The following is a 23,605-nucleotide window of genomic DNA, read 5'->3' as shown; positions in this document are numbered from 1 at the left end:
AAATGACCGCAGCGATCCAGGCAGAACCGGACGAACGCGTAGCGAAGAAGAGCCTGACGGACCGCCTGGTGGTCCGGCCGGAGATCGGGGCGCTGCTGGGCGCCGTACTGGTGTTCGTCTTCTTCTCGGTCGTCACCGGCCAGTTCCTCAGCCCGCTCGGCGTCGCGACCTGGCTCGACGACTCGTCGACGCTGGGCATCATGGCCGTGGTGGTCGCGCTGCTCATGGTCGGCGGCGAGTTCGACCTCTCGGCGGGCGTGATGACGGCGTCGACGTCGCTGGTCACCGCGATCCTGGCGACACAGGCGGGCTGGAACGTCTGGCTCGCGCTGCTGGTCTCGCTGGTGTTCGCGCTCGGCGTCGGCGCGTTCAACGGGTGGCTGGTCATGAAGACCGGCCTGCCCAGCTTCATCGTCACGCTGGGGTCGTTCCTGGCCCTGCAGGGGCTGAACCTCGGCGTGACGCGGCTGGTCACCGACACCGTCCAGGTGTCGGGGATGCGCTCGACCAGCGGGTACGAGTCGGCCGGTGGGCTGTTCGCCTCGACGTTCGACATCGGCGGCACCGAGTTCCAGTCGTCGATCGTGTGGTGGATCGTCGTGACGGCGATCGCCGCGTGGCTGCTGCTGCGGACCCGGTTCGGCAACTGGATCTTCGCGGTCGGCGGGTCGCAGGTGTCGGCCCGCTCGGTCGGTGTGCCGGTGGTGCGCACGAAGATCCTGCTGTTCATGGGCACCGCGCTCGGCGCGTGGCTGGTCGGCTCGATCAACATCCTGCGGTTCGCCAGCGTGCAGGCCAACCAGGGCATCGGGCTGGAGTTCCAGTACATCATCGCCGCGGTGATCGGCGGCTGCCTGCTCACCGGCGGCTTCGGCTCGGCGGTGGGCGCGGCGATCGGCGCGCTGATCTTCGGCATGGCGCGCCAGGGCATCGTGTTCGCCCAGTGGAACAGCGACTGGTTCATGCTGTTCCTCGGGATCATGCTGCTGGCCGCGGTCCTGGTCAACAACGCCTTCCGGCGGCGCGCGGAAAGGGTGCGGCGATGAGTCCCCTGCTCGAGGTACGCGACATCGGCAAGACCTACGGCAGCGTCATCGCGCTGCGCGACGTGTCCACCGTGGTCAACGCGGGCGAGGTGACCTGCGTGCTCGGCGACAACGGCGCCGGCAAGTCCACGCTGATCAAGATCCTGGCCGGGGTGCACCAGCACGACCGCGGCGAGTTCCTGGTCGAGGACACGCCGGTGAAGTTCGCGTCGCCGCGCGAAGCGCTGGACCACGGCATCGCGACCGTGTACCAGGACCTCGCGGTGGTGCCGCTGATGAGCGTCTGGCGGAACTTCTTCCTCGGCTCCGAGCCGACGATCGGGTTCGGCCCGTTCAAGGCGCTCGACCGCAAGAAGGGCCGCGAGACGACCAAGCAGGCGCTGTCCGACATGGGCATCGACCTGCGGGACGTCGAGCAGCCGGTCGGCACGCTGTCGGGTGGTGAACGCCAGTGCGTGGCGATCGCCCGGGCGGTGTACTTCGGCGCGAAGGTGCTGATCCTCGACGAGCCGACGGCGGCCCTGGGCGTCAAGCAGGCCGGCGTCGTGCTCAAGTACGTCGCCCAGGCTCGTGACCGCGGGCTCGGGGTCGTGCTGATCACGCACAACCCGCACCACGCGTTCCCGGTCGCCGACCGGTTCCTGCTGCTCAAGCGGGGTGCGCCGCTCGGCTCGTACGAGAAGAAGGACATCGACATCAACGAGCTGACCCGGCAGATGGCGGGCGGCGCGGAACTGGAAGCCCTGGAACACGAGCTCCGGCAGGTGGAAAAGACGCCATGACCCTCGAAGCGCTAACGATCGGCCGGGTGGGCGTCGACCTCTACCCCGAGCAGAGCGGCGTCCCCCTGGCCGAGGTCAGCACCTTCGCCAAGTCGCTCGGCGGGACCGCGACCAACGTCGCGGTCGCCGCCGCGCGGCTCGGGCGGTCCGCGGCGGTGCTGACCAAGGTCGGCCCGGACGGCTTCGGCGACTACGTCCGGCAGGCGCTCGGCGGCTTCGGCGTCTCACCGTCCTATGTGGGCACTTCGCCGGACCTGCAGACGCCGGTGGTGTTCTGCGAGCTGAACCCGCCCGCGGACCCGCCGCTGCTGTTCTACCGCTCCCCCGTCGCGCCCGACCTCACGCTCACCGAGGCGGACGTGCCGTGGGACGTCGTCGAGTCGGTGCCGCTGCTGTGGGTCACCGGCACGGGCGTCTCCGTCGAACCGGCGCGGGCGACCCAGCGGAAGATCCTCGAAACCCGGGGACGCCGCGAGCACACCGTGCTGGACCTGGACTACCGGCCGATGTTCTGGACGTCGGTCGAGCAGGCCCGCGAGGAGATCGGCGGGATGCTGGACCACGTCACGGTCGCGGTCGGCAACCGCACCGAGGTCGAGGTCGCCGTCGGCACCGCGGACCCGGACGCGGCGGCCGACCGGATGCTGGAGCGCGGGCTGCGGCTCGCGGTGATCAAGAAGGGCGCGGACGGCGTGCTCGTCGCCACGCCGGACGGCCGCTGGACGGTGCCGCCGCAGCGGGTCGAGGTCGTCTGCGGCCTCGGCGCCGGTGACGGCTTCGGGGGCGCCCTGATCCACGGGCTGCTGTCCGGCTGGGACCCGGTGCGGATCGCGGAGTACGCGAACGCCGCGGGTGCGCTGGTCGCGTCCCGGCTGGCCTGCGCCGACGCGATGCCGACCGCCGCCGAGATCGAGGAGCTGCTGTGACGTCCTTGCTGACCGACGACCGCTGGCGCGAGCTGCTGCGCACCCGGGCCACCAACCCGGGCGCGGTTCGCCAGGCCTACGCGACCCGCAAACGCCGGTCCACGCTGCTGTCCGACTCCGGGACGCTGTTCCTGGTCGCGGCCGACCACCCGGCCCGCGGGGCCCTGGGGGTCGGCGAAGACCCCCTCGCCATGGCCGACCGCCGGACGCTGCTGGACCGGCTGCTCGTCGCGCTGGCCAACCCGGCGGTCGACGGGCTGCTCGGCACCCCGGACGTCGTCGAGGAGCTGCTGCTGCTCGGCGCGCTGCACGACAAGGTCGTGATCGGCTCGATGAACCGCGGCGGCCTGGCCGGCGCGGACTGGGAGATCGACGACCGGTTCACCGGTTACGACGCCGCGAGCCTGATCGACTGCGGGCTCGACGGCGGCAAGATGCTGCTGCGCCTGGTCGACTCCGACCCGGGCACGATCCCGACGCTGCAGTCCTGCGCGACGGCCGTCACCGAGCTGGCCGCGTACGGGCTGGTGGCGATGGTCGAGCCGCTGCCCTACACCCGCGAGGGCGGGAAACTGGTGCTGCAGAAGGATCCCGCGTCGCTGGCCCGGGCCGTCACGGTGGCGTCCGGCATCGGCACGACGTCGGCGCACACCTGGCTGAAGCTGCCCTCGACCGACTCGCCCGAGGTCCTCGGCGCGACGACGCTCCCGGTCGTCATCCTCGGCGGCGTGCCGTCGGGTGATCCGGCCGGCGACCTGGCCTCGTGGGGCCGGACGCTGCGCCACGACGTCGTGCGCGGCCTGGTCGTCGGCCGCACCCTGCTCTACCCGCCCGACGGTGACGTCGGCGCGGCCGTCGAAGCCGCCGCGAAGGTTCTGGAGGCCGCGAAGTGAGCCAGCTGCACCGTCCACACGGGACGCTTTCCGAAGGCTCCGACCCGATCGTGCTGACGCCGGAGGCGGCGGGCTGGGCCTACACCGGGCTGCAGGTGCTCAAGATCGGCCGGCGGCTCCCCCGCACGATCGAGACCGGCGAGTTCGAGGCGTTCGTGCTCCCGCTGTCCGGCTCGCTCACCGTCCGCGTCGACGACGAGGAGTTCGAGCTGGAGGGCCGTGATTCGGTGTTCACCCGCGTCACGGACTTCGCGTACGTCCCGCGCGACGCCGAGGTCGAGCTGACGTCGGCCACGGGCGCGGTGGTGGCCCTGCCGATGGCCCGCTGCACGCGACGGCTCGAACCTCGCTACGGGCCGGCGGAAGACGTCCCGGTCGAGGTCCGCGGCAGCGGCCAGGCGACGCGGCAGGTGACCAACTTCGGTGTGCCCGGGGTGTGGGACCACGCCGACAAGCTCAACGCGTGCGAGCTGATCACGCCGGGCGGCAACTGGTCGTCGTACCCGCCGCACAAGCACGACGAGGCGTCCGAGTGCGAGGTCGTCAACGAGGAGATCTACTACTTCCGGATCGCCGGACGGGACGGCGTGACGCCTTCCCGCGAGGGCTTCGGCCTGCACCGGACGTACACCGCGGACGGCGAGCTGGACGAGGACGTCGCGGTGCGCGACGGCGACGTCTTCCTGATCCCGCGCGGCTACCACGGCCCGTGCGTCGCGGCACCCGGTTACCCGATGTACTACCTGAACGTCCTGGCCGGGCCCGCCGAGGAGCGGTCGATGGCGTTCTGCGACGACCCGGCGCACACGTGGATCCGCGACACGTGGAAGTCCCAGGACCTCGACCCGCGCTGCCCGGTGACCGACCACGAGGGGCGGGTCCAGTGAAGCTGACGACGGCTCAGGCGCTGGTGAAGTGGATCCTCGCGCAGCGTTCGGAGACCCTTGACGGCCGTGAGGTGCCGCTGTTCCCGGGGGTGTTCGCGATCTTCGGGCACGGCAACGTCCTCGGCCTCGGCACCGCGCTGGAGGAGCACCGCGGTGACATCCCGGTCTGGCGCGGCCACACCGAGCAGGGCATGGCGCTCGCCGCGGTCGGCTACGCGAAGGCGACGCACCGGCGGCAGGTCGGCGTCGTGACGTCGTCGATCGGACCGGGCGCGCTGAACATGGTCACCGCGGCCGGGGTCGCGCACGCGAACCGGCTGCCGGTGCTGCTGCTGCCGGGCGACACGTTCACCAGCCGGGCGCCGGACCCGGTGCTGCAGCAGATCGAGCCCTTCGGCGACGGCACGGCGACCGTCAACGACGCCTTCCGCGCGGTCAGCCGCTACTTCGACCGGATCACCCGGCCCGAACAGCTGCTCTCGGCGTTGCCGCAGGTCGCGCGGGTGCTGACGGACCCGGCCGACGCCGGCCCGGTGGTCCTGGCGCTGCCGCAGGACGTCCAGGCGGAGACGTACGACTTCCCGGAGGCCCTGTTCGAGCCGGTGACGCACCGGCCGCTGCGCCCGCGTCCCGACCGCCGGGCGGTCACCGAGGCGGCGGGCGTGCTGCGCGCGTCCAAGCGTCCGCTGCTCGTGCTCGGCGGCGGCGTCCGCTACTCCGGCGCCGGGCGGCGCGCGCTGGACTTCGCCGAGCGGCACGGCATTCCCGTCACCGAGACGACAGCGGGCCGCACGCTGGTGCCGCACACGCACGACCTCAACGCGGGCCCGCTCGGGATCACCGGCTCGACGTCGGCGAACGTCGTCGCGGCGGAGGCGGACGTCGTGCTGGCCGCCGGCACCCGGCTGCAGGACTTCACCACGGCGTCCTGGACGGTCTTCTCCCCCGACGTCCGGCTGCTCACGCTGAACGCGGCGAGGTTCGACGCGGTCAAGCACGGCGCCCTCTCGGTGGTCGGTGACGCGGATGCGGGCCTGGCCGACCTCGGCGCGCAGCTGGAGAGCTGGCGGGTCGATCCGGCGTGGACGTCGCGAGCGGCAATCGAGCGCGCGAAGTGGGACACGCACATCGACTCACTGCGGTCGGCTACCGCGGAAGTCCCGTCGTACGCCCAGGTCGTCGGCGTGGTCAACGACCTTTCCGCGACGGACGACTACGTCATGACGGCGTCCGGCGGGATGCCGGGCGAGCTGATCGGCGGCTGGCGTGGGTCCGGCTCGGTGTCGATGGACGTCGAATACGGCTTCTCGTGCATGGGCTACGAGCTGTCCGGCGCGTGGGGTGCGGCGATCGCCCACCAGGGCCTGGTCACGACGTTGCTGGGCGACGGCTCGTACCTGATGCTGAACTCGGAGCTGTTCTCGGCGGCGTTCGCCGGGCACCCGTTCGTCGCGGTGGTCTGCGACAACGACGGTTACGCGGTGATCGCCCGCCTTCAGCAGGGCCAGGGCGGCAAGCCGTTCAACAACTTCTACGCCGACTGCACGACTTCGCACGCGTCACCCCCGCGCGTCGACTTCGCCCGCCACGCGGAGTCCCTGGGCTGCCTGGTGTTCCAGGCGTCCACAGTGGACGACGTCCGCGCGGAGTACGCGAAGGCGCGTGAGGCCGCAGTAGCCGAGAAGCGCCCGGCGGTCGTGGTCGTCAAGACCCAGCCGTCGGCGTGGACCGAAGCGGGCGCGTGGTGGGAGGTCGGCGTCCCCGAGCACCTGGCCGGGCGCGACGAGTTCGAGCGGGAGAAGGGCACGCAGGTGCGCTACCTGCGTTCCTAAGCCGCCGCGGTCGTCCGGTCCCGCACCCGGGGTAGCAGGGTGAACCCGCTCGGCTTGAGCGTCAAGGACTCCACGATCTTGAGCTCGTACGACGGGTCGACCTCGAAGTCGTAGCGCTGCACCACCATGCCCAGCGCCAGCACGGCTTCGTGCAGCGCGAACTGGCGGCCGATGCAGGCGCGCTCGCCCGTCCCGAACGGCTTGTACGCCTGCGCCGGCCGCTTCTTCACCGCCGCGGGCTCGAAGCGGTCGGGGTCGAACACCTCGGGGTCCGGGCCCCAGGCCGCCGGGTCGCGGTGGACCAGGGGCAGCGGCACGATCACCCAGTCGCCCTTGCGCAGCCGGTACTTCCCGCCGAGGACGACGTCTTCGCGGGCTTCGCGCGAGTAGCCCGGCGCGGTCGGCCAGAGCCGCATCGCCTCGTCGAGGACGCGCCGCACGTAACGCAGCTTCGCGACGTCGCCGAAGGCGGGCTCGCGGTCGCCCCAGACGGCGTCGACCTCGGCGCGGGCCTTCTCCAGGAGTTCCGGATGCCTTGTCAGGTAGTACAACGCGAACGACAGCGCGCCCGACGTCGTCTCGTGGCCGGCGACGACGAACGTGATGGCCTGGTTGCGGATGTTGATCGGGTCCAGGCGCTCGCCGGTCATCGGGTGCCCCTCGGTGAGCATCAACCCCAAGAGGTCGCGGCTTTCCTCGCCGCTCGTGCGACGCCCATCGATGACTTCGTCGACCAGGTCGGTCATCACGGCGATGTCGGCCTTGTTCTGCTCGGCCGTGCCGGCGAACGCGCGCCGGACGAAGGGCAGCTTGACGTTCTGCAGCTGCGCGAACCGCAGCGAACGCAGCATCGCCGTGACGAACGGGTGCGGTTCGGCGCGCTCGAACGACCCGAACCGGTAGCCGAACCCGGCGAGTCCGATCGTCTCCAGCGTCAGCCGGGTCATGTCGGCGGCGACGTCGACCGGCCCGGTGGCGGTGTCCCAGCGCGCGACGAGCTCGCGGGCGACGTCCAGCATCACCGGGTGGTAGCGGCGCATCGCCTCGGCCGAGAAGGCCGGCTGCAGGATGTCGTGCGCCAGCCGCCAGTTCGGCTCGTGGGTGTGGGCGGTGAACAGGCCGTCACCGGCGACCGCGCGCAGGTTTTCGATGCCCATGCCGACGTGCTTGCCGAACTTCGTCTCGTCGTTCAGCTCGGTGACCAGGTCGACGCCGCCGACGAAGACGATCTCGAAGCCGAAGACCTTGCGGGTGAAGACCGGCCCGATCTTCCGGCCGATGCGCAGGGTGTCCTGCAACGGCGTGCGCGGGTTCGCGCCGATCAGGTCACCGATCACCGGCAGGCGGCCCGGCCGGTGCGGAATGCCGGTGGTGTCCACGAGGCCCCCTATTGAATCCGGATCAATAAGGTCACGATCCCCCGCTACTGAACCCGTGTCAAGTAAGATCGGGGCATGCGGACGAGGCTGAGCACCGAACAGCGGCGCGAGCAGCTCCTGGCGATCGGGGCCGGGTTGTTCGCGAAGCGGCCGTACGACGAGGTCTGGATCGAAGAGGTCGCCGAGATCGCGCAGGTCTCCCGCGGCCTGCTGTACCACTACTTCCCGACCAAGAAGGACTTCTTCGCCGAGATCGTCCGCGGTCAGCGCGACCAGCTGCTGGCGATGAGCGAGCCCGACCCGGCGCTGCCGGTGACCGAGCAGCTGCGCGCCGGGCTCGACGTCTACCTCGAGTTCGCGCGCACGCACCCGGACGGCTACCGGATCGTGCACCGCGCGATGGGCGGCGACGACGTCGAGATCCGGCAGATCCGCGAAGCCGGGATGGCCGCGAACGCGTCACGCATCCTGGACGCCGTGAGCCTGCTGACCACGGTCACGGACACCACCCGGCTGGCCGTCCGAGGCTGGCTGGCGTTCGTCGCGGCGATGATCCTCGACTGGCTCGACCAGCCGAAGGTCACCCAGGAGGAGCTGCGCGACCTGTGCGTGCGGACGCTGTTCGCGGCGGTGGACGTCACCCCGTGACGGCCGGCGACGCGGCGTCCGAGACCAGCCGTTCCGGTCGGCCCGAGCCGTCCGCCGGGACCGCCCAGACGGCGTTGTCCAGCCCGTAAAGCACCCGGTCGCCCTGCCAGAGGGCCTGGTCGTCGACACTGCGCGTTTCGGCGAGTTCGGTCTCCTTCAGCGTCTTGAGGTCGAGCACGGACAGCCGCCAGACGCCGTCGCCGACCTTCTTCTTGAACGCGACCCTGGTGCCGTCCGGGGACAGCGACGGGCATTCGACGTTCTCGCGCAGGGTTTTGCCGCGGTAGCGCGCGTAGTCGGCTTCGACGAGGTAGGTCTTGCCTTTGCTGCCGAGCGTCGCGTAGAAGCGGTTGCCGTCCCCGGCGAAGGTGATGCCCCAGTAGTTGGCGTCGGCGGCGAAGTAGCGCTGGCCGTCGAGGAACACCGGGAGTTCCTCGATCGTCTTGACCAGCCGTCCGGTGTCGACCTCGTAGACGCCGGCGCGGGTCGAGAAGCCGGTGGCCGCGTAGGAGTCGCCGGTGACGAAGACCGTCCAGACGACGCGCCGGCCGTCCGGGGACACCCGCGCGCGGCTCGGCGTGCCCGGCACGGCTTCGGAGTGCCGGACGGCGAGGTGGTCGTCGAGGACCAGGACGTCGGTCACCGGCGGGAGCGTGCCGGGCCGGACGGCCAGGCACACGGCGGTCTGCCGCGCCACCGCGAACCGGTCGCACGTCAGGCCGCTGACCTGCGGTTTCGCACCCGGATCGGCGAGCGGGACGGCGGCGACGCGGCCGGTCGACACCTGCCGGAACAGCAGCTGACCGGGCGCGAGGCCGAGCTGTGCGGCCGGTCCCGCCTCGGCGGCGTCGGGGCGGGCGTTGACGATGTAGATGACGGCCGCGGCGACCAGGAGCGCGGTGCCGGCCAGGGCGAAGACGAGTTTCTTCACGGCCGCACCGGCTTCGCGAACGCGGCGGCGAGGACGACGGCCACCAGGCAGCCCGCGGCGACGAGCACCGCCGGCCGCAGGTCCCAGAGCGTCCAGGCGAGTCCGAAGAGGACGGACGAGACCATCCGCGCCCCGGCCTGCCCGGTCTGCACGACGGCCAGCCCGGTCGCCCGGAGATCACGCGGGACGAGCGGGCCCGCCGCGGCCATGAGGACACCGTCGGTGGCCGCGTAGAACAGGCCGTGGAGGCCGAGCGCGACCACGGCGAGCACCGGCGCGGCGGGCCCGCAGAGCAGGACGAGGGCCAGGCACAGCGCGGCGTGCCCGCCGAGGAACACCGGCCACCGCCCGATCCGGTCGGCCAGCCTGCCGAGCGGGACGGCCAGCAGGAGGTACACCCCGGCGGTGCCCAGCGGCAGGAGCGGGAAGTACGTCGCCGCGATCTCCCAGCGCCGCTGCAGCATGAGGTAGACGAACGAGTCGCCGACGGTCACCAGGCCCAGCAGCGCGGCCCAGAGCGTGACGCGCCGGAAGTCCGTGTCGCGCAGCAGACCCGCCGCGGCCCGCACCGACACGGCGGCGCGATCCACCGTGCCAGGCCGGTCGCGGACGAACAAGGCCAGCAGCAGCACGGCGATCGCGGCGACGCAAAAGCTGGTGAAGAACACGCTCGGGTAGCTGCCGAGACTCAGCGCGAGCACCGCCATGGCGGCGAGCGGGCCGAGGAACGCGCCGACGGTGTCGAGCGCGCGGTGCACCCCGAACGACCGGCCGAGCGTGCCGGGCTCGCTGCTCAGCGAGATCAGCGCGTCGCGCGGGGCGGTGCGCACCCCCTTGCCGGTGCGGTCGGCGGCGAGGACGACGCCGATCGCGGCGACCGAAGAACCGGCCGCCACCAGGCCGAGCTTGCACACCGCGGACAGGCCGTACCCGAACCCGGCGACCGCCTTGAGCCGCCGCCACCGGTCGGCGAGGTGCCCGCCGAGGACCCGGACGAGGGCGGTGGCGCCCGCGTAGAGGCCGTCGAGCAGCCCGAACTGCAGCGGGTTCAGGCCGAGGCCGAGCACCAGGTAGAGCGGGAGGACGGCGGTCACCATCTCCGAGGAGACGTCGGTGACCAGGCTGACCATGCCCAGCGCCACGACGTTGGCGGACACCCGTTTGAGCGCGGGTTTCCGGTCGGTCCCGGCGACCAGGTCGGAGGTACGGCTTGCCGCGATGTACATGCCCGGTCCCCTTCTAGTGGCAGGTGTAGGTCGGGCTGCTGTCGAGGACCTTGCCGTCGACGCCGATCAGCTGCGTCTGGAACGACGTGTCCGTCATGGACAGCTTCAGGACGCCGAAGGTCTTCAGCAGCTTGGCGGTCGTCGCGTGGGCCGGGCTCAGGTCGTAGAGGTCGGCGCCGCCCGAACCGCCGACGATCTCGACCGGACCGTTGGTGTCGGCCTTGCCGTCGGCGCTCTGCGGGACGAACCGCTCGTAGTCGTGGTCGTGACCGTTGAGGACGAGGTCGACCTTGTTCGCGGTCATGATGTTCCACAGCTCGACGCTGTCCTTGTTGTCACCGTGGTCCCCGGAGCTCCACCGCGGGTGGTGGTAGTACGCGGCGACGCAGCCCTTCTTGGTGGCGGCCAGGTCCTGCTTGAGCCAGGTGATCTGCGGCGGCTCGGCGACGTCGTCGTGGGTGACGAAGTCGTTGGAGTCGAGGGCGATGAAGTGCCAGTTGCCCATTTCCCAGCTGTAGTAACGCTTTCCCTGGGGTTTCGCGATGGCGCCGAAGTAGTCCTCGTACCCCTTGAACTTGGGGTCGTCGTACGACTCGTGGTTGCCCGGGATGGGGTGGGTGATGCTCTTGAACCGGCCCCAGGTCTTGTCGTAGTAGGCCTTGAAGTCGGCGAGGTGGGCGTCGTCGTACTGGTTGTCCCCCATGGTGATCACCGCGGCGGGGTTCAGCTGCTCGACGAGTTTCGCGGTCTTGACGTGGACACAGCTCGAGTCGCTCGCGGTGCAGCGCTCGGCGATGTCCCCGGCGGCGGCGAGGGTGAAACCGTTGCTGCTGCCAGCTTTGGTCTTGACGGTGACGGGCGCGCTCGCGGCCGAGACGTTGCCCGCGGCGTCCCGGGCCCGGACGGCGTAGGTGTAGCCGGTGTCCGGCGCGAGCCCGGTGTCGGTGTAGGACGGCGTCGCACTGGTCGCGACGACTTGGCCGTCGCGCAGGACGTCGTACCCGGTGACGCCGACGTTGTCGGTCGCGGCGTTCCAGGTCAGCCCGGCGCTGGTGGCCGTCGTGGTCGTGGTCGCGAGCCCGGCCGGGGTGCTCGGCGCCTGGGTGTCGCCGGCGGAGTCGGGCGTGCCGTAGGCCTGCAGTTCCCAGAGCGAGTAGCCGTACTTGGTGGCGCGCGTGACGCCGACGAAGCGCAGGAACCGGCCGTGGGCCTGGAGTCCGGTGAGGTCGTCGGTCTTGCCGTCGCCGTTGTCGACGGTCGTGACGGTGGTGAACTGCGTGCCGTCGTCGGAGACCTCGATCCGGTACTTCTTGGCGTAGGCGGCTTCCCAGGTGAGCTTGACCTGGTGGATGCTGGCGGGTTGCCCGAGGTCGACCCGCAGCCACTGCGGATCGGCGCTGACGGCGCTGGCCCACCGGGTCTGCGCACTGCCGTCGACGGCCTTGTCGCCGTTGAGCGACGAGCTTTCGAAGGTGGACGTCGCCACCGGTTTCCCTTGGGAGAGCAGGACATCGGCGGGGGTGGTGGCGGCGGCGATCGCGGAAGGCAGCAGGACGACGACGGCGATCGGCGGCGCCAGCCGCGCGAAGGGACGAAGGCGGAAGGGTGACACGTCGCACTCCTAGGGGCCGGACAGTGGCTGGGCTGCGGCGTCGGTGGACTTTCTCGAAACAGTTAAGAAACTTTCTTAACTAAAGAGACTGTAGCGAGACAGGGTTTCGACTGACAAGAGTTGTCCCGCTCTTGAATCGGTCAAGAGGGTGAGTTTGCCGCCATTCCCGCAGGTCAGCCGACGTGCCATTGACCGGAACAGTGCCCCGGCGTCCGGGATCGGCGCGTTTACCCCCTACTCCCCGACCAGGCGACGCGCCGATTTTGTCGGTCCCCAACGGTAGCCTGGAATTCGGGGGCTTCTCGCCTCGCCTCGATCGCACTTCCCTTGCAGCACAACAAAAATCTGCCGTCTCGTCTCACCCCGAGGTTCACCCGATTCAGCGATGATCTTCGCACGCGTGTTCGGTAACGTAAGGGGCATGACGTCGACCGACGAGTTTCCCGTTACCCCGCACCGAAGACCCATGGCCTCACGAACGCGGGCGCAGCTGCTTCCGGATTTCCGCCACGGCGGCCCGCCCCGCGCGGTTCGCCCCGACCGTGCTGGCCGAAGGCCCGTACCCCACCAGGTGCAGCCGCGGTTCGAGCACGACCCGCGTCCCGTCCACGCGGATCCCGCCACCCTGCTCGCGCACGTGCAGCGGCTTGAGGTGGTCGATCGCGGCGCGGAAGCCCGTCGCCCAGAGGATGACGTCCGCGTCAAAGCGCGAGCCGTCCGCCCACTCCACTCCCGAAGGCACGATCCGGGAGAACATCGGCCTGCGCTCGAGGATGCCCGCGGCCCGGGCGGCCCGGACCTCCGGCGTCACGGCCAGATCCGTCACGCTCACCACGCTCTCCGGCGGCAGCCCGGCGCGCACCCGTTCTTCGACCTTCGCGACGGCGTTGCGTCCCCAGTTCTCGCTGAAGGGTTCGTCGCGCCACACGGGCGGGCGTCGCGTCACCCAGGCCGTCGCGCGGGCGAGCGGGGCGAACTCCATCAGCAGCTGCACCGCCGACGCCCCACCGCCGACGACCACGACCCGCTTGCCACGGAACGATTCCGGCCCGGTGTAGTCCGCCGTGTGTACCTGCTGGCCCGCGAATGTTTCCTGGCCCGGGTAATGCGGCCAGAACGGCCGGTCCCAGGTGCCGGTCGCGCTGATCACCGCGCGCGCCGCCCACGACTCGGCCGGGCTCGACACCACGAGCCGGTCCCCGGCGCGCGTCACCGACTGGACGTCGATCGGGCGCAGCACGGGCAGGTCGTACACGCGCTCGAAGCGTGCGAAGTACTCCGAAACGACTTCGGAGGCGGGGCGCGTGACATCCGGGGTACCGAAGGCCATGCCGGGCAGGTCGTGGATGCCGTGCACCTTGCCGAGCACCAGCGACGGCCACCGGTACTGCCAGGCACCGCCGGCGCGCTTGCCGTGGTCGAGCACGACGAACCCGGAGCCGTTCGCGAAACCGGCGCGGCGCAGGTGGTAGGCCGCCGAAAGTCCCGCTTGGCCGGCCCCGACCACCACCACGTCCGTCTCGTGGTCCGCGCTGCTCATGTCGTTTTCAACGGCTGGCTCGCCCGCGTATTTCGCGCGCTACGTCACACGGCGACCCGGTTGCGGCCCGCGTCCTTCGCCCGGTACAACGCGGCGTCCGCCGACCGCAGCACGTCGTCGAGGGCCGGTCCCGCGTCCGGGAACCGCGCGACCCCGATCGACACCGACAGGCCACCGACCCGGACGGTCCCGCCGCCCGTCGAGATCACGACGTTCAGCTCTCCCACCGCGACCCGCACCCGTTCGGCGATGCCCAGCACGTCGACGCGGCCGGTGCCCGGCAGCAGCACGACGAACTCCTCACCACCGAACCGGCCGACCGTGTCGCCCTGGCGCACCGCACCGGAGATCGCCACCGCGACCGCGGCGAGCACGTCGTCACCGGTGAGGTGGCCATAGGTGTCGTTGATCCGCTTGAAGTGGTCGAGGTCGATCATCAGCACCGCGAACCCGCCGCCGGCCCCACGCCGCAGCGCGCGAGCGTGCTCCCGGACAGCGGACTCGTGCCAGCCCGCGGTGTTGAGCAGCCCGGTCTTCTCGTCCGTGACGGCGGAGACCTGCAACTGCTGCTTGAGCAACAGGTAGCGGTGCAGCAGCAGCAACGGCGCGATCACGAACACCACAAGCACCGGCTGCTCGACCAGCGCCAAGGCGGCGAGCCCGCCGAGGCAGAGCGTCGCCACCTCGAACGCGTTGTCCTCCCAGGTGCCGACGAGGTCCGTGGCCGACCGCTGGCTCGTGTAGAGGTAGATCCCGGCGGCGACGAGGCCGGCGTTCACCAGCTCGAACACCACCGCGGCCAGGCAGAGCGCGAACAACCCGCGCGGCGTCTGCACAGGCGTCCCGTGCAACCCCGTAACCGTGAGAACGGAGGAAGCGGCGAAGCAGGAGAGCATCGCCCAGGCGGTGCTCGCGACGAAGCGGTGCGCGGGCCGCGTCCGCACCTGGCGCCAGACCCGCACCCACAGGTGCGTGTAGAGCACCAGGGCCAGCAGCGCCACCCAGGCAGGAGGGAGCAGGACAACACCGGCGAGGTACCAGACGGAGGTGACGTTGATGTGCGTCTGCCCGCTCATCCACCGGCGCAACCGCTCGATGCGGCGGGACATCTCGGCCTGTGCGACACCGAGCGCGACCAGCACGGCGAACCAGATCGGCCGCACCGGTCCCCCGAAGCCGGTGGCCAGCGCGACCCCGGTGGCCGCGACAGCGGCCAGCTCACAGCAGAGGGCGTAGGTGATCCAGCGGCCCTTCGCCCCGGTCCACATGACCCAGCGCGCAGGCCAGCCCGACCAGGAGGAGAGGGCTTCCCGTCGCACGGCGGCCTGGGCTCTCAAGCGCCGCGACCACGGAGGTGACGGACCGGCATCGTGACGTACCCCTTGCGCGAAGTTCAGCCGACCAGGTAGCCCAGCGTAGCCGGTCAAGCGACCGGCGTCGCCAGTCCAGGCGAATTGCCGCGAAGGGACTGCCCCGAAGACCCGCTGAGGGTAGATCCACCCAGCTCAAACCCCCTCCGACGGATCACCAACGTGGAACCCCCGGCGCGGCAATCGCGGCCAGGTATCCCACCTACACCCTGCGAACCGCCTCCAGCCCGGAAGGCGACCACCAGCGCGGCAACACCCCGCCCGAGCCTTCCTCTGTTGCAGGGCGCGGCCACCGGAGCGAGAGCAGCAGCCGACAACCGCGAGGCACAACAACCGGGAGGAGGTAGCGAGCCGAGCCTCCGCTCACACCTGTCCACCACCGCTGACGCCAGGCGTCGTGCGGCCGCCAGAGTGGGGACAGTGAGCCGAGCACTCCACCCACACCTGCCCCACCCGCGGACAGGCGGTGGGCGACCACCGGAGAGGGGACAGTGAACCGAGCACTCCACCCACACCTGCCCCACCCGCGGACAGGCGGTGGGCGACCACCGGAGAGGGGACAGCGAACCGAGCACTCCACCCACACCTGCCCCACCCGCGGACAGGCGGTGGGCGACCACCGGAGAGGGGACAGCGAACCGAGCACACGACCGACACCCGCCCTGCCCGCTGGCAGCCAGGAGGTGCAATCACCAGAGCAGGGGAACAACGAGCCGAGGAACACCACCCACACCTGTCCCACTCCAGAGGGAAGGAGCGACCACCGAAGCGGAAACGGCGAGCAGGAATCCCACCTGCACCTTTCCGGGGCCACCGGATTGAAGCCTGAGCTGGGATCTCCACGGCCGGATCGCCGCACGGCGCCGGCGAGAATGCGATCTCCCCACCGAACGTGGGCAGAAAACGCAGACTGGTCGGCTGACCTCAGCGGCGCCGGCTGACCGAGGTCACTTGCGCAGGGCGCGGATGATCGCCACCAGTCCGACGATCGCGGCGATCCCGAGCACCACCGGGGCCAGGCGCTTCAGCACCGATGCCCCCGCGTAGTCGAGGAGGTCGATCGCCTCGGTTTCCGGGGCGGCCGGGACGCTGCGCAGCGCGGGCCGCTCGGCCGCGGGCTTCGGCTCGGTGTTGATCTCCGCGGTGGTCGGGGCCGGCTTGACCGCGGGCTCCGCCTTCGCGACCGGCGCGGACTTGGCCGCGGCAGACGACGCGGGCGCCTTCTCCGTTGCCGGAGACGAAGGAGATCCGGCAGCCGGGGCGGGCTTCGCAGGTGACGCCGAGTCCTTCTCCGGGGCCGGGGCCGGGGCCGGGGCCGCAGCCGCGGTCTTCCCGGCAGCCTGGGCGGATGTCGGGGCCGCAGCCGGCGCCTTCTCCGCCGTGGGGGCTGCAGCCGCGACGGGCGCAGCGGCGGCCGCGGGCTTCGACGCCTCCCCCGCCTCCGGCGACGCCAGCTTTCCGGACAAACAGCCCGCGAACGTGTCGAGGATCTTGCCGCCCACCTCGCTGATCAAGCCGCGGCCGAACTGGGCGGGCTTGCCCGTGATGGACAGGTCGGTCGCGACCGTGCCGTGGGTTCCGCCTTCGGCTTCGGTCAGGGTCAGGGTGACCGTCGCGGCGGCCGTTCCCGCTCCGCGGGAGTCCTTGCCCGAGGCCTTGATGGTGACCTTGTGCGCGGCGTCGTCCTTCTCCAGGAACTCGCCATTTCCCTTGTACAGCAACGAGATCGGACCGAGCTTGACCTTCACCGTGCCGCTGAAGCGGTCACCCTCGACCTTGGTCAGCGACGCGCCGGGCATGCACGGGGCGACCCGCTCGGGGTCGACGACCGCCTGCCAGACCTCGCCGATCGGAGCCGGGACGGTGAATTCGTGGTCGAGCCGCACGGGCCGACCTCCTTTCTGCCAGACCTGGGTGTCCGGTGCCCACCCTAGCCGCCCCCGCGGCCCGTGACCCGGCGCCGGAACGCCGGGTCACGGGACTACGGATTCAGGCGCCGGACGCCGCCGTGATCGCCCGGCCCGTCAGGACTCGAGCGAGATGGCGGCGGTATTCGACGTCGGCGTTGCCGTCGACCGGCGGATTCGTCCCTTCCGCCGCGTGCGAAGCCGCCGCGCCGATCGATTCGGCCGAGGCCTGTACGCCGACGAGTGCCGCTTCGACGCCGGACGCGCGGACCGGGGTCGAGCCCATGTTCGTCAGCGCGACCCTGGCCTCCTCGATGACGCCGGCCTCGGTCCGCACGGTGACCGCGACGGCGACCATCGACCAGGCCTGGGCGACCCGGTTGAACTTCTCGTAGTGCGCCCGCCACCCGGTGTGCTTGGGCACGCGAACCTCGACCAGCAGCTCGTCCGGGGCCAGCGCGGTGGTGAACAGGTCGCGGAAGAAGTCCGCGGCCGGCACCGTCCGGCGGCCGGACGGCCCGGCCAGCACCAGCGACGCCTCCAGCGCCAGCACCGGCGCCAGCAGGTCGCCCGCCGGGTCGGCGTGCGCGATCGCGCCGCCCAGCGTGCCGCGGTGGCGGATCTGCGGGTCGGCGACCGTGTCCGTCGCCGCTTTCAGCAGCTCCGCGTGCGACGCGACCAGCGGGTCGCGCTGCACGTCGTAGTGCGTGGTCATCGCGCCGATCACCAGCGTGTCGCCGTCTTCGCGCACGCCGCGCAGCTCCGGGACGCGCCCGAGGTCGATCAGCGTCGTCGGCGTGGCCAGGCGCATCCGCAGCACCGGCAGCAGGCTCTGCCCGCCGGCCAGCACCTTGGCGTCCTCACCCGCCGACGCCAGCGCCTGCACCGCTTCGTCCACTGTGGACGGGCGGACGTAGTCGAACGAGGACGGGATCACTGGGCACCTCCGGTGGCGTCGATCGAGCCGAGCCCGCCGCCGGCCTCGTTGCCGGGGCCGCCGGCGTCGGTGGTGCCGTGCTGGATGGCGTGCCACACCCGCATCGGCGTCAACGGCATCTCGATGTCGTTCACGCCGAAGGAGCGCACCGCGTCGATCACCGCGTTGACCACCGCCGGGGTGGACGCGATGGTGCCCGCTTCGCCGACGCCCTTGGCGCCCAGCGGGTTCGTCGTCGACGGCGTCTCCGTGCGGTCGGTGGTGAACGACGGCAGGTCCGCCGCCGACGGCAGCAGGTAGTCGGCGAACGTGCCCGTGGTCAGCGTGCCGCTCTCGTCGTGCACCGTGCCCTCGAACAGCGCCTGCGCGATGCCCTGCGCGAGCCCGCCGTGCACCTGGCCCTCGACGATCAGCGGGTTCACCGCGACGCCGATGTCGTCGACGCAGACGTAGGACCGCAGCTTGACCCGGCCCGTCTCGGTGTCCACCTCGGCCGCGCACAGGTGCGTGCCGTGCGGGTAGGAGAAGTTCTCCGGGTCGAACGTCGCGTCCGAGTCGAGGGACGGCTCGACGCCGTCGGGCAGGTTGTGCGCCGCGAACACCGCGAGCGCGACGTCGCCCATGGTCGTCGACGTGTCGGTGCCCTTGACGGTGAACTTGCCGCCCGCGAACTCCAGGTCGTCCTCGGCGCATTCGAGCAGGTGCGCGGCGATCGGCTTGGCCTTGGCCACGACCTTCTCCGCGGCCTTGACGATGGCGATGCCACCGACCACCAGCGAGCGCGAACCGTAGGTGTCCATGCCCTTGTGCGACGACTGGGTGTCGCCGTGGATGACCTCGATGTCCTCGAACGCGATGCCCAGCTGGTCGGCGACGATCTGGCTCCACGCCGTCTCGTGGCCCTGGCCGTGCGCGGACGCGCCGGTGATGACCTCGACCTTGCCGGTGGGCAGCATCCGGATCGCCGCGTGCTCCCAGCCGCCGGCGCCGTAGTCCAGCGAGCCGAGCACCCGCGACGGCGCGAGCCCGCACATCTCGGTGAACGTCGAGATGCCGATGCCGAGCTGCACCTTGTCGCCCGACCGGCGGCGCTTCTCCTGCTCGGCGCGCAGGCCGTCGTAGTCGAAGAGCTGCTTGGCCTTCTCCGTCGCGGCTTCGTAGTTGCCGGAGTCGTAGGTCAGCCCGGCCACCGTGGTGTACGGGAACTCCTCGTGCTTGATCCAGTTCTTTTCGCGCAGCTCCAAGGGATCCAGGCCGAGCTCGTCGGCGAGCTCGTCCATGATCCGTTCGATCGCGAACGTCGCTTCCGGACGGCCGGCGCCGCGGTAGGCGTCGGTCAGCGTCGTCGTGGTGTACACGTTGGTGCACGCGAAGTGGTAGGCCGGGATCTTGTAGATCGCGTTGAACATGAACGCGCCGAGGATCGGCACGCCGGTGCCGACCAGGCCGTTGTACGCGCCGAGGTTGGCGAGCAGCTCGACCTTGAGCCCGGTGACCGTCCCGTCGGCGTTCGCCGAGATGGTGATGTCCTGGATCTGGTCACGGCCGTGGTGCGCGGCGAGCATCGTCTCCGAGCGCGACTCGTTCCACTTGACCGGTTTGCCGAGCTTCTGCGCGACCAGCAGCGACATCATCTCTTCCGGCAGCACGCCGATCTTGCCGCCGAAGCCGCCGCCGACGTCCGGGGCGATCACGCGCAGCTTGTGCTCCGGGATGCCGAGCGTCAGCGCCGACATCACCCGCAGGATGTGCGGGATCTGCGTGGCCGACCACATGGTGATCTGGGTGCCGGTCGGGTCGACGACGCAGGCGCGCGGCTCCATGAAGGCCGGAATCAGCCGCTGCTGGCGGAAACGGCGCTTGACGACGATCTCGGACGAGCTGATCGCGTCCTCGACGTTGCCGCCCGTGCCGGCCTCGGCGGAGTCGAACTTCCAGACGGCGCTCGTGTTGCTGCCCTGGTCCTCGTGGACCAGCGGCGCGCCGTCGGCGATCGCGGCTTCCATGTCGAGGATGACCGGGAGCTCGTCGTACTCGACGTCGATCTCTTCGAGCGCGTCGTGGGCCTCGGCCGAGGTCCGCGCGACGACGACCGCGACGCCTTCACCGGCGAAGTTGACCTGGTCGGCGGCGAGCACCGGGCGGCGCGGCGCCTTCATGTCCGGGGTGATCGGCCACGCGCAGGGCATGCCGATCGAGCTGTCCGGGTCGAGGTCCTTCGCGGTGAAGACGGCGACGACGCCGGAGGCGCTCTTGGCCGCCGACGTGTCGATCGAGACGATCTTGGCGTGCGCGAACGGGCTGCGCAGGATGGCCATGTGCAGCATCCCGGGCAGCGTGATGTTGTCGGTCCAGCGGGTGCGGCCGGTGATGAGCCGCTCGTCCTCCTTGCGGCGCCGTGACTTTCCGACTTCCGGTTCGATCGTCGCGGTCATCAGTCACCACCCACGCCGACGTGCTTGGTCTCGGTGATCCGCTCCGCGTCGGGCCCGGCACCGGGGCTCATGTGCTGGGCGGCGTCGCGGACCGCGCGGACGATGTTCTGGTAGCCGGTGCAGCGGCAGAGGTTGCCTTCGAGGCCTTCGCGGACGGCCTGTTCGTCCGGGTCCGGGTTGTCGGCCAGCAGGTCGATCGACTGCATGATCATGCCGGGGGTGCAGAACCCGCACTGCAGCGCGTGGTTTTCGTGGAAGGCCTGCTGCACCGGGTGCAGCTTGCCGTCGCGGGCGAGGCCTTCGACGGTGGTGACCTCGCTGCCGTCGGCCTGCACGGCCAGGACGGAACAGGATTTCACGCTGTGCCCGTCCAGGTGGACGGTGCAGGCACCACAGTTGCTCGTGTCGCAGCCGACGACCGTGCCGACCTTGCCGATCCGCTCTCGCAGGTAGTGCACGAGCAGGGTGCGCGGCTCGACTTCGTCGGTGTACTTCGTCCCGTCGACAGTGACGGTGATGCGCATCAGGCCTCCAAGAACCGGTTCGGGAGCGGCCAGGCCCGACCGTGATCGGGCTCACAAGCCGAGCGTGCTACGCCTTCATGGCGCGGACAAGTCCTGATGTCACACGTTCGGCCGCCGTTCCCGCAGCTGCGGGAGAATCCACAGTGGAAGCACCGCATCCGCGGAAAGCCTGCCCGGGTGAACTTTTTCAGCCGTGGATCCGGCCGGACAGCTCCGCGAGGCGCTTGCCGCCGCCGCCCCACCGCAGCGCGATGATCTCCGCGGCGATGGACACGGCGGTCTCCTCCGGCGTGCGGGCGCCCAGGTCGAGGCCGATCGGCGACGACAGCCGCTCCAGCTCGGGCTCGGTGATGCCGGCCTCGCGCAGCCGCGAGAACCGGTCGTCGTGCGTCTTGCGGGAGCCCATCGCGCCGACGTACCCGACGTCGAGGCGCAACGCGACCTCCAGCAGCGGGACGTCGAACTTCGGGTCGTGGGTGAGCACCGCGATCGCGGTGCGCTGGTCGATGCGGCCTGCCTCGGCTTCGGCGGTCAGGTACCGGTGCGGCCAGTCGACGACGACCTCGTGCGCGTCCGGGAACCGGCTGCTGGTGGCGAACACCGGCCGCGCGTCGCACACCGTGACCTGGTAACCGAGGTAGGCGCCCATGCGCGCCATCGCGGCGGCGAAGTCGATCGCGCCGAAGACCAGCAGGCGGGGCGGCGGCTCGAAGGAGTTGACGAACACCGCCATCCCCTCGCCGCGGCGCTGCCCGTCCGGGCCGTAGTGCAGGGTGCCGGTGCGGCCGCTGGCCAGCAGGCCGCGCGCGTCGTCGGCCACCGCGTCGTCCATCCGCGACGACCCCAGCGAACCCTCGACCCGGTCCGGCCAGACGATCATGTGCTCGCCGACCAGGCCGCTGTGCTCGTGCTCGATGACCGTGACGACCGCGACCGGCTCACCGCTGCGGACCGACGCGACGACGTCCCCGAGCTCCGGCATCGACTCGCGGTCGACGTGCTCGACGTAGATGTCGATGATCCCGCCGCAGGTCAGGCCGACGGCGAACGCGTCGTCGTCGGTGACGCCGTAGCGCTGCAGCACCGGCTTGCGCTCGGCGACCACCTCCTGCGCCAGCTCGTAGACCGCGCCTTCGACGCAGCCTCCGGAGACACTGCCCGCGACGGTGCCGTCCGGGGCAACGACCATCGCCGCGCCGGGCGCCCGCGGAGCGGACGAGAAGGTGGCGACCACGGTGCCCAGCCCCACGGTCTCCCCCGCCGACCAGCGGCGGAACACGTCGTCCAGTACGTCACGCATCGGAAATCTCCCCGAGCAGTCGTTCCAAAGTGGCCAAGGTGTGCCCGGCCAGCAGCCGGTCGATGTGGGGCAGTGCGGCCACGATGCCCGACTGGACCGGAGCGTACCCCGCGCGGCCGGCGTGCGGATTCACCCAGAATACGGCGTGCGCGAGCCGGCGCAGCCTGGCGAGCTGCTCGCCGAGCAGGCCGGTGTCGCCGCGCTCCCAGCCGTCGGAGAACACCGTGACGACCGCGCGCCGGGCCACGCCGCGCTGCCCCCAGCGGTCGAGGAAGGCCCGCATCGTCTCGCCGAGGCGCGTGCCGCCGGCGAAGTCCGGCACCGCCGAGCCCGCCGCGAGCATCGCGCGCTCCGGGTCGCGCTGGCGCAGCTGGCGCGAGACGCGGGTCAGCCGGGTGCCGAGGGTGAACACCTCGACGGACTGCGGCGCGGACCGCGTGAGGACGTGCGCGAACCGCAGCAGCGCGTCGGCGTAGGGGCTCATCGAGCCGGAGACGTCGATCAGCAGCACGACCCGGCGCGGCCGTGAGCCGCGGCGGGTGTAGGCGAGCCGGACGGGTTCACCGCCGCTGGCGAGCATCGCGCGCAGCGTGCGGGCCGGATCGAGCCGCCCGCGGCGTGACGGCGTCCGGCGGGAGGCGGGCCGGCGGGGCGGCGCGGGGCGGAGGGTGGCCAGCAGCTCGCGCAGGTGCTCCCGTTCGGCGGTGGTCAGCGCGGCGAGATCCCGGTGGCGGAGCACCTCCTGGGTGCTCGCGGCGACTTTCAGCTGGTCAGGGCCGTCACCGCCCTCGGCGTCCCCACCGGCGGTGTCGACGAGCGGCGCGATCCGCGCCTGCTTCGGCACGGGCGACGTCGTCCGCCGCGGACCGGGTGGTTCGAGGGAGAACCACTGGCTGAACGCCTCTTCGTAACACGGGAGGTCGTCGGGGCTGGAGCACAGGGTGAGCCGCCCCGCCCAGTACAGCTGGGTGGGCTCGGCGACGTCGACCGCCGCGACGGCGGCCAGGTAGGCCTGCACGCGGTGCGCGTCGCAGGCGACACCCGCCTCCCGCAGCGCGGCGGCGAACCCGGCGTAACCGGCGACCGGATCGGAGACCGTGGTCATCTCCCCATTGTGCGCCTGTTCGGTGTCCCGGCGAGGAGTCGAACCTCGGACCTCGGCGTTCGTAGCGCCGCGCTCTGTCCTGCTGAGCTACCGGGACGGGGCGGCCTGCGCGCGCCCCTCCCCGGGCAGACGCAGACCGCGCTCTTCGCCGCGGCCGGCCCCGGTAGCGGCGGGGCGGGCGCGAAGAGCCTTCAGAAAGAATTCAGCGGACGGCACGGGAGATCGTGCCGCATTCATACGTCCGGGTTTGGGCCACGATCTCCTCCTCTCGGGTTTCTCGGTGCTGCAGGAAAGGATGCCGGACTCCCGGTGTCGCGGCAACGCA

General features: G+C 71.2%; 19 protein-coding genes and 1 tRNA gene. 7 read left to right on the top strand and 13 right to left on the bottom strand.

All coding sequences use genetic code 11. The features are described 5' to 3' along the window. Positions 1 to 2 precede the first annotated feature (2 nt). The 6 genes from ACGFMK_RS17175 to iolD are packed head-to-tail and all read left to right on the top strand — an operon-like array spanning position 3 to position 6,366. Positions 3 to 1,046, top strand: a complete 1,044-nt coding sequence (locus tag ACGFMK_RS17175; RefSeq protein WP_392763557.1) for an ABC transporter permease — start codon at positions 3 to 5, stop codon at positions 1,044 to 1,046. Further along, positions 1,043 to 1,828: an ATP-binding cassette domain-containing protein gene (locus ACGFMK_RS17170; RefSeq protein ID WP_392763554.1), complete on the top strand. Its 786-nt coding sequence runs from the start codon at positions 1,043 to 1,045 to the stop codon at positions 1,826 to 1,828. Before ACGFMK_RS17175 ends, ACGFMK_RS17170 begins: the two co-directional genes overlap by 4 nt. After that, positions 1,825 to 2,754 carry a 5-dehydro-2-deoxygluconokinase gene (iolC, locus tag ACGFMK_RS17165; RefSeq protein ID WP_392763551.1) on the top strand — a complete coding sequence of 310 codons (930 nt, stop codon included), beginning with the start codon at positions 1,825 to 1,827 and terminating at the stop codon, positions 2,752 to 2,754. Before ACGFMK_RS17170 ends, iolC begins: the two co-directional genes overlap by 4 nt. Further along, on the top strand, positions 2,751 to 3,647 hold the full coding sequence (locus tag ACGFMK_RS17160) for an aldolase (RefSeq protein WP_392763548.1): 897 nt from the start codon (positions 2,751 to 2,753) through the stop codon (positions 3,645 to 3,647). The genes iolC and ACGFMK_RS17160 overlap by 4 nt, the downstream gene beginning before the upstream one ends. Then, positions 3,644 to 4,534 carry a 5-deoxy-glucuronate isomerase gene (iolB, locus tag ACGFMK_RS17155; RefSeq protein ID WP_392763545.1) on the top strand — a complete coding sequence of 297 codons (891 nt, stop codon included), beginning with the start codon at positions 3,644 to 3,646 and terminating at the stop codon, positions 4,532 to 4,534. Before ACGFMK_RS17160 ends, iolB begins: the two co-directional genes overlap by 4 nt. Then, the gene (gene iolD / locus ACGFMK_RS17150) at positions 4,531 to 6,366 is read left to right on the top strand and encodes a 3D-(3,5/4)-trihydroxycyclohexane-1,2-dione acylhydrolase (decyclizing) (RefSeq protein WP_392763542.1); all 1,836 of its coding nucleotides are present in this window, start codon (positions 4,531 to 4,533) and stop codon (positions 6,364 to 6,366) included. The genes iolB and iolD overlap by 4 nt, the downstream gene beginning before the upstream one ends. Here the strand turns inward: iolD and ACGFMK_RS17145 are convergent. Next, a complete protein-coding gene (locus ACGFMK_RS17145) occupies positions 6,363 to 7,745 on the bottom strand; it encodes a cytochrome P450 (RefSeq protein ID WP_392763539.1) in 1,383 nt (460 codons plus the stop codon). The genes iolD and ACGFMK_RS17145 overlap by 4 nt on opposite strands. A gap of 75 nt (positions 7,746 to 7,820) precedes the next feature. Between ACGFMK_RS17145 and ACGFMK_RS17140 the strand changes: the two genes are divergently transcribed. Next, positions 7,821 to 8,393: a TetR/AcrR family transcriptional regulator gene (locus ACGFMK_RS17140; RefSeq protein ID WP_392763536.1), complete on the top strand. Its 573-nt coding sequence runs from the start codon at positions 7,821 to 7,823 to the stop codon at positions 8,391 to 8,393. Here the strand turns inward: ACGFMK_RS17140 and ACGFMK_RS17135 are convergent. From ACGFMK_RS17135 to ACGFMK_RS17080, 12 genes are all read right to left on the bottom strand, one after another. Further along, entirely contained in the window at positions 8,383 to 9,324 is a 942-nt protein-coding gene (locus tag ACGFMK_RS17135) for a hypothetical protein (protein ID WP_392763533.1), read from the bottom strand. The two genes, ACGFMK_RS17140 and ACGFMK_RS17135, sit on opposite strands and share 11 nt — an antisense overlap. Continuing rightward, positions 9,321 to 10,550 carry an MFS transporter gene (locus ACGFMK_RS17130; RefSeq protein WP_392763530.1) on the bottom strand — a complete coding sequence of 410 codons (1,230 nt, stop codon included), beginning with the start codon at positions 10,548 to 10,550 and terminating at the stop codon, positions 9,321 to 9,323. The genes ACGFMK_RS17135 and ACGFMK_RS17130 overlap by 4 nt, the downstream gene beginning before the upstream one ends. 13 nt (positions 10,551 to 10,563) lie before the next feature. Further along, on the bottom strand, positions 10,564 to 12,162 hold the full coding sequence (locus ACGFMK_RS17125) for a discoidin domain-containing protein (RefSeq protein ID WP_392763527.1): 1,599 nt from the start codon (positions 12,160 to 12,162) through the stop codon (positions 10,564 to 10,566). Between the two features lie 472 nt (positions 12,163 to 12,634). Beyond that, complete coding sequence (locus ACGFMK_RS17120; protein WP_392763525.1) at positions 12,635 to 13,702, bottom strand: NAD(P)-binding domain-containing protein; 1,068 nt, start codon at positions 13,700 to 13,702, stop codon at positions 12,635 to 12,637. A gap of 44 nt (positions 13,703 to 13,746) precedes the next feature. Then, on the bottom strand, positions 13,747 to 14,970 hold the full coding sequence (locus tag ACGFMK_RS17115; RefSeq protein ID WP_392763690.1) for a diguanylate cyclase: 1,224 nt from the start codon (positions 14,968 to 14,970) through the stop codon (positions 13,747 to 13,749). Between the two features lie 1,049 nt (positions 14,971 to 16,019). Beyond that, positions 16,020 to 16,958 carry an SRPBCC family protein gene (locus tag ACGFMK_RS17110; RefSeq protein ID WP_392763522.1) on the bottom strand — a complete coding sequence of 313 codons (939 nt, stop codon included), beginning with the start codon at positions 16,956 to 16,958 and terminating at the stop codon, positions 16,020 to 16,022. A gap of 103 nt (positions 16,959 to 17,061) precedes the next feature. After that, complete coding sequence (locus tag ACGFMK_RS17105) at positions 17,062 to 17,916, bottom strand: FAD binding domain-containing protein (RefSeq protein ID WP_392763519.1); 855 nt, start codon at positions 17,914 to 17,916, stop codon at positions 17,062 to 17,064. After that, positions 17,913 to 20,351 carry a xanthine dehydrogenase family protein molybdopterin-binding subunit gene (locus tag ACGFMK_RS17100; RefSeq protein ID WP_392763517.1) on the bottom strand — a complete coding sequence of 813 codons (2,439 nt, stop codon included), beginning with the start codon at positions 20,349 to 20,351 and terminating at the stop codon, positions 17,913 to 17,915. Before ACGFMK_RS17100 ends, ACGFMK_RS17105 begins: the two co-directional genes overlap by 4 nt. Beyond that, positions 20,351 to 20,875, bottom strand: a complete 525-nt coding sequence (locus tag ACGFMK_RS17095; protein ID WP_392763514.1) for a (2Fe-2S)-binding protein — start codon at positions 20,873 to 20,875, stop codon at positions 20,351 to 20,353. The genes ACGFMK_RS17100 and ACGFMK_RS17095 overlap by 1 nt, the downstream gene beginning before the upstream one ends. A gap of 187 nt (positions 20,876 to 21,062) precedes the next feature. Further along, a complete protein-coding gene (locus ACGFMK_RS17090; RefSeq protein WP_392763511.1) occupies positions 21,063 to 22,175 on the bottom strand; it encodes an XdhC family protein in 1,113 nt (370 codons plus the stop codon). Then, positions 22,168 to 23,280 (bottom strand): VWA domain-containing protein, encoded by a 1,113-nt coding sequence (locus tag ACGFMK_RS17085; protein WP_392763508.1) that lies wholly within the window; start codon positions 23,278 to 23,280, stop codon positions 22,168 to 22,170. The genes ACGFMK_RS17090 and ACGFMK_RS17085 overlap by 8 nt, the downstream gene beginning before the upstream one ends. A gap of 23 nt (positions 23,281 to 23,303) precedes the next feature. Further along, positions 23,304 to 23,377: transfer RNA gene (locus ACGFMK_RS17080), tRNA-Arg, on the bottom strand. Between the last annotated feature and the right edge of the window lie 228 nt (positions 23,378 to 23,605).

This window comes from Amycolatopsis sp. NPDC049252 (genome assembly GCF_043197175.1).
Taxonomy (GTDB): Bacteria; Actinomycetota; Actinomycetes; order Mycobacteriales; family Pseudonocardiaceae; genus Amycolatopsis.
Note: the sequence above shows the minus strand (reverse complement) of the source record. Positions and strands in the feature narration are given on the sequence as shown.

What these genes read in the sequence shown, in the direction of transcription:
- ACGFMK_RS17175 (WP_392763557.1), top strand. Translation starts at nt 3, where the DNA reads ATGACCGCAGCGATCCAGGCAGAACCGGACGAACGCGTAGCGAAGAAG.
- ACGFMK_RS17170 (WP_392763554.1), top strand. Translation starts at nt 1,043, where the DNA reads ATGAGTCCCCTGCTCGAGGTACGCGACATCGGCAAGACCTACGGCAGC.
- iolC (WP_392763551.1), top strand. Translation starts at nt 1,825, where the DNA reads ATGACCCTCGAAGCGCTAACGATCGGCCGGGTGGGCGTCGACCTCTAC.
- ACGFMK_RS17140 (WP_392763536.1), top strand. Translation starts at nt 7,821, where the DNA reads ATGCGGACGAGGCTGAGCACCGAACAGCGGCGCGAGCAGCTCCTGGCG.
- ACGFMK_RS17130 (WP_392763530.1), bottom strand. Translation starts at nt 10,550, where the DNA reads ATGTACATCGCGGCAAGCCGTACCTCCGACCTGGTCGCCGGGACCGAC.
- ACGFMK_RS17120 (WP_392763525.1), bottom strand. Translation starts at nt 13,702, where the DNA reads ATGAGCAGCGCGGACCACGAGACGGACGTGGTGGTGGTCGGGGCCGGC.
- ACGFMK_RS17115 (WP_392763690.1), bottom strand. Translation starts at nt 14,970, where the DNA reads ATGTGGACCGGGGCGAAGGGCCGCTGGATCACCTACGCCCTCTGCTGT.
- ACGFMK_RS17100 (WP_392763517.1), bottom strand. Translation starts at nt 20,351, where the DNA reads ATGACCGCGACGATCGAACCGGAAGTCGGAAAGTCACGGCGCCGCAAG.
- ACGFMK_RS17095 (WP_392763514.1), bottom strand. Translation starts at nt 20,875, where the DNA reads ATGCGCATCACCGTCACTGTCGACGGGACGAAGTACACCGACGAAGTC.
- ACGFMK_RS17090 (WP_392763511.1), bottom strand. Translation starts at nt 22,175, where the DNA reads ATGCGTGACGTACTGGACGACGTGTTCCGCCGCTGGTCGGCGGGGGAG.
- ACGFMK_RS17085 (WP_392763508.1), bottom strand. Translation starts at nt 23,280, where the DNA reads ATGACCACGGTCTCCGATCCGGTCGCCGGTTACGCCGGGTTCGCCGCC.